The sequence below is a fragment of the Bacillus cereus group sp. N24 genome (assembly GCF_016483345.1).
Classification (GTDB): domain Bacteria; phylum Bacillota; class Bacilli; order Bacillales; family Bacillaceae_G; genus Bacillus_A; species Bacillus_A toyonensis.
In genome coordinates this window covers 1-14,842 of sequence record NZ_JAEHCA010000053.1, presented here as the reverse complement: position 1 = coordinate 14,842, position 14,842 = coordinate 1, and the positions used below count along the sequence as shown (strand labels likewise).

Sequence of the window (14,842 nt, the reverse complement as noted above, 5' to 3'; positions counted from 1 at the left end):
ATAAAAATTGACGTTTCACGTTGTTTGTTTCGTTTAGTTTTCAAAGTTCAACATCGCGTTTCAGCGACTTTTATAATTTAACATTTATCGTTAAATCTGTCAACAACTTTTTTCTTTCGTTCCTGACGACGCTTATTAATTTATCATATTAAACATTCTTTAGTCAACACTTTTTAAAAAAATGCCAAAATAATTTTATCTTGGCATGATATACAGCTTAATTATTACTAATGCAGCAACACCGGGTAAACCTAATAAACTTGTTACTGTCGCTGTACCTGCGTTAATCGGAATATGAAAATCAAAATATGTCCCTACAACATTTACGATAAAGAGCAATGCTATTCCTAAAGTAACATGAAAAAGTATTTTACCTATAAAACGCAATGGTTTAGAAGAAACACCAAAAACAAGAAAAATAAAAACAAGAGATAGAATACCAACAATAATAATTGTAGAATTCATTTTTTCCTCCTTATGAATGACCTATACATATCTATATGTATGGGACAAGACGATAAAAAAGAACGTTTATCCTATAACTCCAGTCGGCCCATCGTGATAACTTTTACGCAGCAACATTTTCTTCATACAAACCCATCAGAATCCTCAACGATCCTTTTAAAACGAAATAATCCCTCTACTTCAACAAATAAAAAATAAAAGGTTCTGCTTAAAAAGCAGAACCTTTTACCATTGTTCCATTTTTACAGGGCGACGCTTCGCTTCTTTTAACAAGAAGAAATATTTCGCCTCCGCTATTTTCAAAGAACAAATTACATCTGGAGACGGCTCAACACTTTGTTCAACCATTCTCTTTTGACGTAACCATTCATTCTTTACTTTTTCTAATAGTACAATTAACTTATCGTCATACTCTTTACGCAATTTACCCTTTTTTTGAAAGAACATTTTTGTTTCTCCTCTTATACTTCTCTGCGGCCTTCTAGCGCTTTTGACAGAGTTACTTCATCTGCATATTCTAAATCTCCACCAACTGGTAGACCATGTGCAATACGAGTTACTTTAATACCTGTCGGCTTTAAGAGGCGGGATATATACATCGCTGTAGCTTCCCCTTCAATGTTAGGGTTTGTTGCCAATATCACTTCTTGTACCGTTTCATCGTGCAGTCGCTTTAAGAGTTGCGGGATATTAATGTCTTCCGGTCCAATTCCCTCCATTGGGGAAATCGCACCACGTAACACATGATATACACCTTGATACTCTTTCATTTTTTCCATCGCGATTACATCTTTCGGTTCTTGCACGACACAGACAACCGTTTGATCTCGATGTGAATCATCACAAATATAACAAGGATCACGGTCAGTAATATGTCCGCATACAGAACAATACGCTAGATCTCGCTTCGCATTCACAAGTGCTTTCGCAAAACCTAACACATCGTCTTCTTTCATATCTAATACGAAAAATGCCAATCGAACCGCTGTTTTCGGTCCGATTCCTGGCAATTTCATAAAACTATCGATTAATTTTGATATTGGTTCTGGATAATGCATATATCAATATCCTCCTAGAACATTCCACCTGGTAAGTTTAAGCCTTTTGTAAATTTACCCATTGTAGAATTTGAAAGTTCATCAACCTTTTTAAGTGCATCGTTCGTTGCAGCTAGCACTAGATCTTGTAACATTTCGATATCTTCTGGATCTACAACTTCTTCTTTAATTTTCACTTCAAGAACTTGCTTATGGCCATTTGCAATTACAGAAACCATTCCACCACCAGCTGTACCTTCAACCGTTTTTTCACCAAGCTCTTCCTGTGCTTTTGCCATGTCTTTTTGCATCTTTTGCATTTGTTTCATCATGTTATTCATATTTCCCATTCCGCCACGCATCATATTTAATTCCTCCTAATAATAGTTATTCTTTTATTTCAATAAGTTCTTGCCCTACTAATTTTACTGCTTCTTCTATGAGAGGATCTTCTTTTTGCTCTGGGCTTTCTTCAGAATCCCCGCCTTCGCGTTGTAAAAAGGCCTCACGAATTTTACCCCATTCACTTTTCGGGATAGCAATCATATTTAACTTTTTACTTAGCAATTCAAAAAGAATTTGTTCCAGCGTATCCATTGCTTCACGATTTTCACTCGCCATTTTACAATGAATCTCATATTGAAATGCTAACACATAAGTATCATCTGAAGCCGCTACTGGCTCACTATTTTCTAATAAAACAGCAAATGCCACTTTGTTATACGATTTGAGTCTTCCTAACAACTCACCCCATACGGCTTTCAATTGTTCTAATTCTTGACGCTTCGCCTGCTTCAACACTTCATTTACACGTCCAACAGGAATTTTCATACTTCCCGTTCGCATTGGTTTTGGTGTTGCACGCGTCTCTCTTACTTCAGGTTGCACGCCAGCTGGTACACCATTCTTTTTAACTTGTTCTAATTCTTTCTCCAGTTGCTGCATTCTGTTCATAACCGCTTGTAAACGATCTGCACCGTTTACTTGCATCATAAACTGCTGACACAGTTGTACCATCACAACTTCTAAGAAAATTCGTGGATGGTTTGTCCACTTCATCTCTTGTTGCCCTTTACTAAGACTATGAATAATTTCATAGATTACTTCCGGCTGCATTTCTTCACTTAACATGCGGAATTGATCATCTACAATTACTCGTTCCAGCATATGTTCTAGTTGTGGTGAAGTTTGATATAAAAGCATATCACGATAATAGTAAATGAAATCCTCCATAAATCGAACTGGATCCTTCCCTTTACTCATCATCTCATCTATGATACGTAATGCTCTTGATACATCATTTTCACGTATACATTCTACTAGGTTACCTAAATATTGCTGAGAAACAGAGCCTGTTACAGCTAAAACATCTTCTGTCGTAACTGCATCATCACTATAAGATATGGCCTGATCGATAAGGCTAAGTGCATCACGCATACCACCCTCGGCAGCACGAGCAACAATTTGTAGTGCTTCCTCTTCTACTTGCGTACCCTCATTTGTCACAACCGTCGATAATCTCTCAACAATATCATTTACTGATATTTTTCGGAATTCAAATCGCTGACATCTCGAAATAATCGTAGGTGGAATCTTATGTGGTTCTGTTGTCGCTAAAATAAAGATAACATGTCCTGGCGGCTCTTCTAAAGTTTTTAGAAGAGCATTAAAGGCACCCATAGAAAGCATGTGAACCTCATCGATAATGTATACTTTATATTCTACAGCACTTGGAGCATATTTTACTTTATCTCTTATATCTCGAATTTCATCTACACCGTTATTTGAAGCCGCATCAATTTCTAATACATCTGAAATAGATCCTTGTGTAATTCCTAAACAAGAAGGACATTCATTACAAGGTTCAGCTACCGGAGCATGTTCACAGTTAATTGCTTTTGCAAATACTTTTGCAATCGTCGTTTTTCCTGTTCCCCTCGGACCAGAAAATAAATAAGCATGTGAAACTTTCTCTTGAAGAAGGGCATTTTGCAACGTTTTTGTTACGTGCTTTTGACCGACTACATCTTCGAACTTTTGCGGTCTCCATGTTCGGTATAACGCTTGGTATGACACGAAAATACGGCCTCCCTCAAAGGTTATTATCTTATATATTATAACCCATTCTGTTTATAGATTCCAAAAGTTATTTTCCATACAAAAAACCCACCTTGTATCAAGGTGAGTTTTGTATACATATATAACTGCCGTGCACCTTCTGTCGATTACGTACCATAAGCGTTACTCAAGCAGTTAGCTCGGTTCAGGCACTCCTGCGGCACACGAGAAAACCCGCTTATTGCTGCTTCCTTCCGGACCTGACAAGGTTCACGGGGTCCCGTTGCGCAGGACCCAAACGTCAACACCACTTACTTAAGGCAGACCTTACAGCAACATAACCTCGAGAAGGGATTCGGCCTCGCTAGAGCGGATTGCGAGTATAGGGCACCGCTACCTCCCCGCTTAGCACGGCAAAGTTAAAACCAATATTCGGTTGCCTTCATTAAAGGCATTATCAGTATAACTTGTTTTTTTATAAAATGCAAATGCGTTAATTCTCGTTACTTTTCTCTAATTTTTTTATCGCTTTTCTTTTTTTACGAAGCTCTCTAAAAAAGTTTGTTAGCAACGTACCGCACTCTTCTTCTAATACACCAGTGACTACTTCACATTGATGATTAAAGCGTTCATCTGTTAAAAGATTCATTAATGTTCCTGCACATCCGCCCTTCGGATCACTTGCACCATATACAACTCGCTTCACTCGTGATAAAACAATTCCACCCGCACACATTGGACAGGGCTCTAAGGTTACATATAACGTTGCATCTTCTAAACGCCATGTCCCTAGCTTTTTGCAAGCTTCATCAATCGCTAACAGCTCGGCATGAGCGATTGATCGTTGCTCAGTTTCCCTTAAATTATGAGCAACACTAATTACCTCACCATCTAACACTATGACTGCACCAATTGGTACTTCTTGTATTTCCTCTGCCTTTTTAGCCTCTTCTATCGCTAGTTGCATAAAATAAATATCTTGATCTTGTTCCATAACCTAGTCCTTTCATCACAAATAAAATAAACCTTTTTCCATTTACTACACGTGGGATAACTTTTATAAATTCAATCCACCCTAAAAGAAAAAGAGAGGGGATTACATATGAAAAACACTGCTTTGCTCATTATTGATATGATTAATGACTTTCAATTTTCCCACGGGCCCATCCTGGCAAAAAAATGCGAAACTATAACAAATCCTATTTTACAATTAAAGAAAACAATGAAAGCCTTCGGCTATCCCATAATTTATGTTAATGACCATTATCAACTTTGGAGATCTGATATTGACCAACTGATTACTCATTGTACAAATGAGTATAGTGAAAATATAATTCATAAGATTGCTCCACATTCTGATGATTACATTTTTATTAAACCACATTACTCTGCTTTTTATGAAACGCCTTTGAATTCTTTATTGGGCTATTTAAAAATAGAAAATCTGATATTAACAGGAGTTGCTGGGAATATATGTATCCTATTTACTGCTAACGATGCTCATATGAGAAATTATACACTGTATGTACCACAGGATTGCATTGCCTCTAACAATGATCAGGACAATCTGCATGCTTTAAAAATAATGGAAGCTACATTGAAAGCAAATATACTACCGTCATCTCAAATAAAAATTAATTAATACATATATCTATTTTCTAACTTTTTATATCAAATTAACCCGCTCGCTTCCCTCTTGTGCTACAATAATTCTGTTTTGTGTTTTTATTAGTCACGGTAAATCACTGATTGAAAGGAGGAAACAGCGTGACCGGAGTACCATTTATCACGGTTGAAGGACCAATTGGTGTTGGAAAAACTTCACTTGCGAAGGAAATTTCAACTCACATGCAACTCCACTTACTAAAAGAGATTGTTGATGAAAACCCTTTTTTAGGAAAGTTCTATGAAGACATCGACGAATGGAGTTTTCAAACAGAGATGTTCTTTCTTTGTAATAGATACAAACAACTAGAAGACATTAACATAAAGTTTTTGAATCAAAGGAAGCCAGTAGTAGCAGATTATCATATATTTAAAAATTTAATTTTCGCATCCCGTACATTAAAAGATTCTCAATATGACAAATACATGCAAATCTATCGTATCCTTACACAAGATATGCCTGTACCAAATGTCATCGTTTATTTAACAGCTAGCCTGGAAACATTACAAAAACGAATCGCAATGCGCGGAAGAGAATTCGAAAAAAATATGGATCCAAATTACTTACTACAACTCACAAAAGATTACGAAACAGCAATGGATACTTTTAAAAAGGACCATCCAGATATCCCAGTGTTGAAATTTAACGGAGACGATATGGATTTTGTACAAAATCCCGATGATTTAAACGTCATCCTATCCGCCCTTCAAAATACTCTCTTAAAGGAGTCGAAATAATAATGAATTTAAGGCAAAAATATGATATACCGAATGATGCAGTAATTACTATCGCTGGAACAGTAGGTGTCGGAAAATCAACTATGACAACTGCACTAGCTAACGCTTTAGGTTATCGCACATCATTTGAAAAAGTAGATTCTAATCCATATTTGGACAAGTTCTATGCCGATTTCACACGCTGGAGCTTCCACTTGCAAGTATACTTCTTAGCAGAACGATTTAAAGAACAAAAGAGAATTTTTGAATACGGTGGTGGTTTTGTTCAAGACCGTTCTATCTATGAAGACACTGGAATTTTCGCAAAGATGCATCATGAAAAAGGTACAATGACGGAAACTGATTATGAAACATACAAAGGTTTATTTGATGCTATGGTCATGACTCCTTACTTCCCTCATCCAGACTTATTAATTTACTTAGAAGGTTCTTTCGATGATATTGTAGACCGTATTCAAGAACGCGGACGCCCGATGGAGCAGCAAACACCAATTGAGTATTGGAAAGAGATGCACGGACGTTACGAAAACTGGATTAACAACTTCAATTCATGCCCTGTTTTACGATTAAACATTAATGAATACGATATTTTAAAAGATGGCGATTCAATCGAACCAATCATTAAAAAAATTGGCCATTTCTTAAAACAAACACGTAAACTTGTAAAATAAAAAACCCGTGCATATGCACGGGTTTTCCTATTAAATTACTTCTTCTTTGTTGGAGCAATAATTTCACTCTCAGGTTTTCCAGCGTTAATACGCTGACGAACAGTACTTGTACTAATGTCATATGTTTCAGCAATCTCTTTAACAGTCATTTCTTTCCCGTTAATCACTGCCGTTAATACTTTACCTGTACGTTTTGGAGCTGCTTCTTTCTTTACAGCTGGTTTTTCAACCTTTTTTGGCGCCTCTACTTTTGTCGTAGCTTGCTTTACATCACAAGTACAGCCACAAAGTTTACGGAATGTATCATCGCTTATAATGCGCGATACATTTGCACCACTGTTTAAAATTCTATTGTTCTTACAGACAGGACATTGTACATAATATAAAGTTTTTCCATCTAAAGGAAACGTTTGTATAATAAGATCCATGTTGACTCCTTTCATATCTATGAAGATAATCATCGGAATATGAGTGTGTAATAAGGACAAAATCGCCTTACACCATACTTTATGATTGGTTTTAAAATAAAAACTCGTTACGTGTTGGTAACGAGTTCTCCAATCTCCACTTATATGCGCTGTTGTCAATTATATCTGGAGGAGGTAGAGGGATTCGAACCCCCGCGCGACTCTCGCCGCCTGTCGGTTTTCAAGACCGATCCCTTCAGCCGGACTTGGGTATACCTCCATATTGACATCAAATATAATATCAAAAGAAAAACAGTTAGTCAACCCTACTAAAATAAATTATGAGGAAAGGAAAATTTTACTTTCCCCCTCCTACATTACAGTACTGACAACGCTCATAATTACCAATCACTCATACCGATGAATGTTTAAATTTACTTAATAACTGTTTTTCCTCCCATATAAGGGCGAAGAACTTCTGGAATTATAATTGTACCATCTTCTTGTTGGTAGTTCTCTAAAATAGCTGCAACCGTACGTCCAATTGCAAGACCAGATCCATTTAATGTATGAACATGTTCTGGTTTTCCGTTTGGCTCACGGCGGAAACGGATATTTGCACGTCTCGCTTGGAAAGCTTCAAAATTACTACAAGAAGAAATTTCACGATATGTGCCATAGCTTGGAATCCATACTTCAATATCGTATTTCTTCGCTGCTGTAAATCCTAAATCGCCTGTGCACATGCTCATAACGCGATATGGCAACTCTAATAATTGTAACACGCGTTCTGCATCATTTGTTAATTTTTCTAACTCTTCATAAGAATCTTCTGGTTTTACGAACTTCACAAGCTCTACTTTATTGAACTGATGTTGACGAATTAAACCACGTGTATCGCGACCAGCTGAACCTGCTTCAGAACGGAAGCAAGAGCTAAATGCAGCATATCTTATAGGCAATTGCTCTTTATTTAAAATCTCATCACGATGCATATTCGTTACAGGTACTTCTGCTGTTGGAATTAAGAAGTAATCTTCACTTTCAATACGGAATGCATCTTCTTCAAACTTCGGAAGTTGTCCTGTTCCTGTCATACTTGCACGGTTTACCATATACGGAGGTAACACTTCTTCATATCCATGCTCGTCAGTATGAAGATCAAGCATAAAACTAATTAAAGCACGCTCTAATCTTGCGCCTGCACCTTTGTAAAATACGAAGCGGCTTCCTGTTACTTTCCCAGCACGCTCAAAATCTAAAACTCCTAAATCTGTAGCAAGATCCCAATGTGGTTTTGGTTCAAAAGCAAATTCCTTCACTTCTCCCCAAGTACGTGCTACTACATTATCATCCTCTGTTTCACCAACTGGAGCAGATTCATGAGGAATATTTGGAATAGATAACATTAATCTTTCTAAGTCTTCTTCAACTGTACGAAGTTCATTATCAAGATCTTTTACTTTTTCTCCAACTTCACGCATTTCTAAAATTAAAGCTTCTGCATCTTTCTTTTCACGCTTTAATACTGAAATTTGTTGAGACACTTCGTTACGTTTACTTTTTAGTTCTTCTGTTTGAACAAGTAGTTCTCTTCTTCTCGTATCAAGCTCTTCAAAACGACCAAACTCCGTTAAATCTTCGCCTCTATGCTGCAATTTTGCTTTTACTTCTTCAAAGTTCGTACGTAATAATTTAATATCAAGCATTATATACTCCTCCTTTTATTTTATAAAACACAAAAAACTCCCGTCCCTATACAAAGGGACGGGAGTTAACCCGCGTTGCCACCCTAGTTGAAAGCATTACTACTTTCCTCTCAAGTAGAAATAACGGCTCTTCACCGGGAATGTTTACTAATCATAAAGATATTCCACATTCCATTCCAGGATGGATTCACAAACTGTTTCTATCGATTTCCACCAACCATCGACTCTCTATAAGAAACGACATTTGTTACTACTTCCTATCAACACGCTTATTTTATAAAATTGTTACCATCAATTTACTATAATCTTATACAAGTTGCAAGTTACTTACACAACTTTTTTCATTTTAGCTTCTTTTACCATTTCGACAAAGTATGCTGTCACACGATGATCATCCGTTAATTCCGGATGGAATGAAGCAGCTAAAAACTGATCTTGTCTTACCGCTACCATTCGATCGCCGTGCTTAGAAAGTACTTCAACGTTATCAGCGACATCTACAACATACGGAGCACGGATAAATACACCAATAAAGTCTTCCCCCACACCTTTCATTGAAAGTGCGGCTTCAAAACTATCTTTTTGGCGTCCAAACGCATTGCGTTCAACTGTAATATCCATAGCACCAATATGTGCTTCTTCATAGCCAATAAGTGTTTTCGCAAGAAGAATCATACCTGCACATGTACCAAACATTGGTTTACCAGACTTCGCAAATGTACGAAGTGGTTCCATGAAAGCATACTTATCAATAAGACGACGCATTGTTGTACTTTCACCGCCTGGTAAAATAAGACCATCAATCTCTTCAAGTTGCTCTATACGCTTTACAACAACAGCTTCTGCACCACTTGCTTCAACTGATTTTACATGCTCACGAACTGCACCTTGAAGACCTAGTACACCGATTTTCACCATTTTAAAGTTCTCCTTCAATTACCATCCACGCTCTTGCATGCGTTGTTCTGGTAATAACGTTGAAATTTCGACACCTTTCATTGCATTACCCAATCCTTTAGAAAGGCTTGCAATTAGTTCGTAATCTTCATAATGAGTCGTCGCTTCAACGATTGCACGTGCAAATTTCTCTGGGTTCTCTGATTTGAAGATACCAGATCCAACAAATACACCATCAGCACCAAGTTGCATCATTAACGCTGCATCTGCTGGTGTTGCTACACCACCTGCTGCAAAGTTTACAACTGGCAAGCGACCAAGGCGTTTAATTTCAAGTAGTACTTCATAAGGAGCACCAGTATTTTTTGCATATGTCATTAACTCATCTTCACGTAGACTTGCAACTTGACGGATTTCTGCATTGACTTGGCGCATATGACGCACTGCCTCTACAATGTTTCCTGTTCCTGGCTCACCTTTTGTACGAAGCATAGATGCACCTTCTGCAATACGACGTGCAGCTTCTCCGATATCACGGCAACCACATACAAACGGAACTGTGTAATCACGTTTATTTAAATGGTATACTTCATCAGCAGGAGTTAATACTTCACTCTCATCGATATAGTCTACCCCTAATGATTCTAATACACGTGCTTCTACAAGATGACCGATACGGCATTTTGCCATAACCGGAATTGACACCGCACCCATAACTTCTTCAACAATCGTTGGGTCTGCCATACGAGAAACGCCACCTGCTGCACGAATATCTGCTGGTACACGCTCTAATGCCATAACGGCAACTGCGCCTGCTTCTTCTGCAATCCTTGCTTGTTCAGCGTTAACTACGTCCATAATAACGCCGCCTTTTTGCATTTCTGCCATTCCACGTTTTACACGTTCTGTCCCTGTTACATTTGTCATGTACAAAAACCCCCCTAGGTGAATTGCTTTCCCCCGTTAAAGGCGAAAATTAAGAATACTCTTACATTCTACCATTAACTATCAGATGCTTGTCTACTACTTTTTCATAAAGTGGGTATGAAAAATGGGAATAAGAAAAAGCTCCTACAATGAGGAGCTTTTAAAACCAACCTTTTACTGTATCAACAGCACTATTCCATATACCACTAAAGAAAGAGCCGATTCCGCGCATAGAACGAGTAAACCAGTTTGCTTCTTCCACTGCTGATGTTGTTACAAGATCTACTTGTAATGACTTACCAGATAAAAATCCAGGGTCATTCGTATCTTTTGGTGTAATTACCATCTGACCAAGTGCAACACCCTTTTTAATAGGTGCTTCTTGTCCCTTACTTGCTTCTTTAAATTCTGCTTTATAAACATCTTTACTTCCTTTTGGCACTGGAAGTGAAACAACTTGTTTTGTTTGAACTGCTACATCTTTATCTTTTGCATTTCCTACTCTTACTGTTTCTTGTCCTTTTACTGAAGAATCTTTTTTATACATTTGCTTCATTTCAAAGTTAGCAAATCCATAATCATATAACTTCTTCGTTTCATCAAAACGTGCTGTATGAGAACTTGTTTTAATAACTACAGAAATAAAACGCATACCGTTTCTTTCAACCGTACCAGTGAAGCAATCACCGGCTTCTGGAGTTGATCCTGTTTTCAGGCCGTCTACGCCATCGTATTGCTTAACTAAACCTTTTAACATCCAATTCCAGTTATCCATATTAATCGGGTATTTTCCACCCTCTTGGAATACTTTTTTAGGGATTTTTGCTGTATCTAATGTTTTGGGATAATCCTTAATAAGATGTTGCGCTAAAATTGCGACGTCCCTTGCAGACATTTTATTTTCTTCATCCGGTGTTGTTCCTTCGGGATGCTGTCCTTTTAAATCTTTGTTCGTTAGGCCTGTAGAATTTACAAATTTATAATTTTTCAATCCCAACTCTTTTGCCTTATCATTCATCATCTTTACAAAATTAACTTCTTTTCCTGCCACTGCTTCACCTAGAGCAATTGTTGCTCCATTAGCGGAATAAATCGCCATCGCTTCGTATAACTCTTTTACCGTATAAGAACCACCATTTTCTAGTGGAACATTTGATAATGAACGATCCTGTGAAATCTTATGCGCATATTCAGAAACCTTAATCTTTTGATCCCACTTAAGTTTTCCTTTATCCACTGCTTCATGAACTAAATACTCACTCATCATTTTTGTCATACTAGCAATTGATAATAACTCATCTGCATTCTTTTGATATAAAATTTTCCCAGAATTCGCTTCTACTAAAATTGCCGCACCTGCTTCAATGTTTAGAGCGGCTCCTGTTTCAGCCGATGCATTGCTATATGGTAACAGCATGCTACAAGCTAGTGTAAGCACCGTTACCAAAGCCATGAATCTTTTGCAAAACATACCTTTCACTTTTGCTACCCCCAATATCTATGTACTCACATAACCGTTATTCTAACATAATCAAAAAAAAATAGACAGAGATATCAAATCTCTATCTATTTACATATAAGACATTATAATGAGTAGTTTGGAGCCTCTTTTGTAATTTGTACATGATGAGGGTGGCTTTCACGTAAACCAGCACCTGACATGCGAATGAACTGTGCATTCTCACGTAAGAATTCTAAATCCTGTGCTCCACAATATCCCATACCTGCACGTAATCCACCAACTAATTGATGAACTGTATCTGCTAAAGGTCCTTTATATGGTACGCGTCCTTCAATACCTTCTGGAACAAGTTTTTTGTTTCCTTCTTGGAAGTAACGATCTTTACTTCCTTTTTCCATCGCTCCAACAGAACCCATACCACGATATACTTTAAATTGGCGACCTTGGTAAATTTCAGTTTCTCCAGGGCTTTCAGCAACACCAGCAAACATACTACCTAGCATAACAACGTGTGCTCCTGCTGCTAAAGCTTTAACCATATCACCAGAGTACTTAACACCGCCATCAGCAATAACTGGAATACCGTGTTTACGAGCTTCTGTTGCACAATCATAAACTGCTGTTAATTGTGGTACACCAACACCAGCTACAACGCGTGTCGTACAAATAGAACCTGGTCCAATACCAACTTTAACTACGTTTGCACCAGCCTCGATTAATGCTTTCGTTGCTTCAGCTGTAGCAACATTTCCAGCGATAATATTTAGTGCTGGATATTTCGCACGAACTTCTTTTACCTTTTCAATAACACCTTTAGAATGCCCATGAGCTGTATCAAGTACAATTGCATCTACGCTAGCTTTTACTAATGCATCGATACGAAGCATAGCATCAGCCGTTACACCAACAGCCGCTCCAACTAATAAGCGTCCTTGCTTATCTTTAGCAGAGTTTGGGAATTCAATTACTTTTTCAATATCTTTTATTGTAATAAGCCCTTGTAATACACCGTTATTATCAACAAGAGGGAGCTTTTCAATTTTATACTTTTGTAGGATCTTTTCAGCTTCTTCCAGTGTAGTACCAACTGGAGCTGTAATTAACTGTTCTTTTGTCATTACGTCAGAAATTTTGATTGAGTAATCTTGGATGAAACGCATATCACGGTTGGTAATAATACCAACTAATTTTCGCTCATCTAAATTATTTACAACTGGTACACCTGAGATACGATATTTTCCCATAAGATGTTCTGCATCATATACTTGATGTTCTGGAGTTAAGAAGAAAGGATCTGAAATAACGCCGCTTTCAGAGCGCTTTACTTTATCAACTTGCTCTGCCTGTTGCTCAATAGACATATTCTTATGAATAATTCCTAAACCGCCTTGGCGAGCCATTGCAATAGCCATGTCAGCTTCTGTTACTGTATCCATTCCTGCACTAATTAACGGGATGTTTAGCTGTAAGCTTTCAGATAAAACTGTTTTAACACTTACTTCTCTTGGTAATATATCTGACCTCGCTGGTACAAGTAATACATCATCAAAAGTCAAACCTTCTTTAACAAATTTAGATTCCCACATAATTGTTCCCCCCATGATACCAGAAATTATTATTAGTAGCTTATCAATTGGTTAAAATACTGTCAAGGACGTATATATATGTTAGAATTTTTAGACAATAAAAGGAGCGTAATATATGCATCAAACACATTGTACTTGGCAGCAATTAAGTTTCTTTTTTTCATCTCAAAATGTACAACGTTATCTTGCCCGTTGTTATGAAAAATCCTCCATACAAGATGCTGAAAAAAAAAGTTTTGAAAACTGTTATCCCTTTATTTACTACTTAGAACACGGGAAAAATTATTACGAATTATATAAGGCGGCCCCTTTTTCGATTCAACCAATGTTGTTATTTTATGGAATTAGTCAACTAATTAAAGCTTGCTTGTTAACTATTGATCCTAACTACCCAGAATCAACTACTGTTTTAGCTCATGGCGTTACAACTCGTAAACGAAAAAAACAGGGGTATCAATTTTTAGAAGATGAGGTGAAAATACAGAAAAACGGATTATTTACTCACGTTGCAGAACAACTGTTTCACATGAAACACTTAGAAGCGGAGAAGTTTAATATGTTAGAGCTGATGGGGAATATTCCTGAATTACAAAATTTGTTTCGTTATAGTCAAAAAGTATCAACTTTATATAAGATCGATTCAACAAATAAAAATGAGCTCTCCTTTTCAGTCAATATATTAGATCGATTACATATGACTAAAGAGCGATTTTCTCGTTACATCGAAACAACTTGTAAACATTTATCGATACAACACGTAGCTGAGAAAAATAATGAATCGAATGTGTTTTTTTCGGCGCCTATTCAATCGTGGAATCCTATGTATAGTACTCCTTTATACTACGAGTACCTTACTAATACTTATTACTTACCACTTACGACTAATCCTAGAAATTCTAAACCCATTTTACCTGAGCTCCTCGTTCATTACTTATTGCTCTATAATTTAAGCATGATTTCTAGGTATGAAACTGATTGGTGGTATGACTTACTTGGTAGTTATGGATCTGAAGATTATCCATTTATTTATCAATTCCTTAATATTTCTGCCCAAAAAATACCTTACTATATTTCAGTATTTTTACTATCAGAATCTAATCTATTTCAGGGGAAATAAAAAAACACGAGTCAAAGACTCGTGTTTTTTAGTTGCTTGGCGACGTCCTACTCTCACAGGGACAAGGTCCCAACTACCATCGGCGCTAGAGAGCTTAACTTCC

The 14,842-nt window shown here is 37.2% G+C and carries 16 protein-coding genes, 1 tRNA gene, 1 other RNA gene and 1 other annotated feature; of the genes, 4 read left to right on the top strand and 14 right to left on the bottom strand.

The window, feature by feature from the left end:
- Positions 1-195: 195 nt before the first annotated feature.
- The 7 genes from JDS95_RS29760 to tadA all read right to left on the bottom strand — a co-directional run bounded on the left by JDS95_RS29760 (position 196) and on the right by tadA (position 4,554).
- Positions 196-465 (bottom strand): pro-sigmaK processing inhibitor BofA family protein, encoded by a 270-nt coding sequence (locus JDS95_RS29760; protein WP_001089268.1) that lies wholly within the window; start codon positions 463-465, stop codon positions 196-198.
- 225 nt (positions 466-690) lie between these two features.
- Positions 691-912 (bottom strand): YaaL family protein, encoded by a 222-nt coding sequence (locus JDS95_RS29755; protein ID WP_000466018.1) that lies wholly within the window; start codon positions 910-912, stop codon positions 691-693.
- 14 nt (positions 913-926) lie between these two features.
- The gene (gene recR, locus JDS95_RS29750; RefSeq protein WP_000559167.1) at positions 927-1,523 is read right to left on the bottom strand and encodes a recombination protein RecR; all 597 of its coding nucleotides are present in this window, start codon (positions 1,521-1,523) and stop codon (positions 927-929) included.
- Positions 1,524-1,537: 14 nt separating this feature from the next.
- Positions 1,538-1,864: a YbaB/EbfC family nucleoid-associated protein gene (locus tag JDS95_RS29745; protein ID WP_170957726.1), complete on the bottom strand. Its 327-nt coding sequence runs from the start codon at positions 1,862-1,864 to the stop codon at positions 1,538-1,540.
- A 25-nt stretch (positions 1,865-1,889) separates the two neighbouring features.
- The gene (dnaX, locus tag JDS95_RS29740) at positions 1,890-3,578 is read right to left on the bottom strand and encodes a DNA polymerase III subunit gamma/tau (RefSeq protein WP_000121585.1); all 1,689 of its coding nucleotides are present in this window, start codon (positions 3,576-3,578) and stop codon (positions 1,890-1,892) included.
- 131 nt (positions 3,579-3,709) lie between these two features.
- An RNA gene (gene ffs, locus JDS95_RS29735) (signal recognition particle sRNA large type) lies at positions 3,710-3,974 on the bottom strand.
- Between the two features lie 79 nt (positions 3,975-4,053).
- Positions 4,054-4,554, bottom strand: coding sequence for a tRNA adenosine(34) deaminase TadA (tadA, locus tag JDS95_RS29730; protein ID WP_000434333.1), 501 nt, complete (start codon positions 4,552-4,554; stop codon positions 4,054-4,056).
- Between the two features lie 108 nt (positions 4,555-4,662).
- Between tadA and JDS95_RS29725 the strand changes: the two genes are divergently transcribed.
- The 3 genes from JDS95_RS29725 (at position 4,663) to JDS95_RS29715 (ending at position 6,634) form a co-directional block, all read left to right on the top strand.
- Entirely contained in the window at positions 4,663-5,202 is a 540-nt protein-coding gene (locus tag JDS95_RS29725; protein ID WP_000798729.1) for a cysteine hydrolase family protein, read from the top strand.
- 125 nt (positions 5,203-5,327) lie between these two features.
- A complete protein-coding gene (locus JDS95_RS29720) occupies positions 5,328-5,963 on the top strand; it encodes a deoxynucleoside kinase (RefSeq protein ID WP_000148210.1) in 636 nt (211 codons plus the stop codon).
- 2 nt (positions 5,964-5,965) lie between these two features.
- Positions 5,966-6,634: a deoxynucleoside kinase gene (locus JDS95_RS29715; RefSeq protein WP_001053585.1), complete on the top strand. Its 669-nt coding sequence runs from the start codon at positions 5,966-5,968 to the stop codon at positions 6,632-6,634.
- A gap of 35 nt (positions 6,635-6,669) precedes the next feature.
- On the opposite strand, the gene JDS95_RS29710 is transcribed toward JDS95_RS29715, so the two are convergent.
- The 7 genes from JDS95_RS29710 to guaB form a co-directional block, all read right to left on the bottom strand.
- Positions 6,670-7,062, bottom strand: a complete 393-nt coding sequence (locus tag JDS95_RS29710; protein ID WP_000364197.1) for a sigma factor-like helix-turn-helix DNA-binding protein — start codon at positions 7,060-7,062, stop codon at positions 6,670-6,672.
- 166 nt (positions 7,063-7,228) lie between these two features.
- Positions 7,229-7,321, bottom strand: a tRNA-Ser gene (locus JDS95_RS29705).
- A gap of 154 nt (positions 7,322-7,475) precedes the next feature.
- Positions 7,476-8,750, bottom strand: coding sequence for a serine--tRNA ligase (gene serS / locus JDS95_RS29700; RefSeq protein ID WP_000884202.1), 1,275 nt, complete (start codon positions 8,748-8,750; stop codon positions 7,476-7,478).
- A 51-nt stretch (positions 8,751-8,801) separates the two neighbouring features.
- Positions 8,802-9,023, bottom strand: a binding site (T-box leader).
- Positions 9,024-9,077: 54 nt separating this feature from the next.
- Positions 9,078-9,668: a pyridoxal 5'-phosphate synthase glutaminase subunit PdxT gene (gene pdxT, locus JDS95_RS29695; protein WP_000238789.1), complete on the bottom strand. Its 591-nt coding sequence runs from the start codon at positions 9,666-9,668 to the stop codon at positions 9,078-9,080.
- 18 nt (positions 9,669-9,686) lie between these two features.
- Positions 9,687-10,574: a pyridoxal 5'-phosphate synthase lyase subunit PdxS gene (gene pdxS / locus JDS95_RS29690; RefSeq protein WP_000186168.1), complete on the bottom strand. Its 888-nt coding sequence runs from the start codon at positions 10,572-10,574 to the stop codon at positions 9,687-9,689.
- Positions 10,575-10,734: 160 nt separating this feature from the next.
- Positions 10,735-12,045 (bottom strand): serine hydrolase, encoded by a 1,311-nt coding sequence (locus JDS95_RS29685; protein WP_139823589.1) that lies wholly within the window; start codon positions 12,043-12,045, stop codon positions 10,735-10,737.
- Positions 12,046-12,158: 113 nt separating this feature from the next.
- Positions 12,159-13,622, bottom strand: a complete 1,464-nt coding sequence (guaB, locus tag JDS95_RS29680; protein WP_000264091.1) for an IMP dehydrogenase — start codon at positions 13,620-13,622, stop codon at positions 12,159-12,161.
- A 115-nt stretch (positions 13,623-13,737) separates the two neighbouring features.
- Here guaB and JDS95_RS29675 point away from each other — a divergent pair, with 115 nt between their 5' ends.
- A complete protein-coding gene (locus JDS95_RS29675) occupies positions 13,738-14,739 on the top strand; it encodes a YaaC family protein (RefSeq protein ID WP_000554258.1) in 1,002 nt (333 codons plus the stop codon).
- Positions 14,740-14,842: the final 103 nt, after the last annotated feature.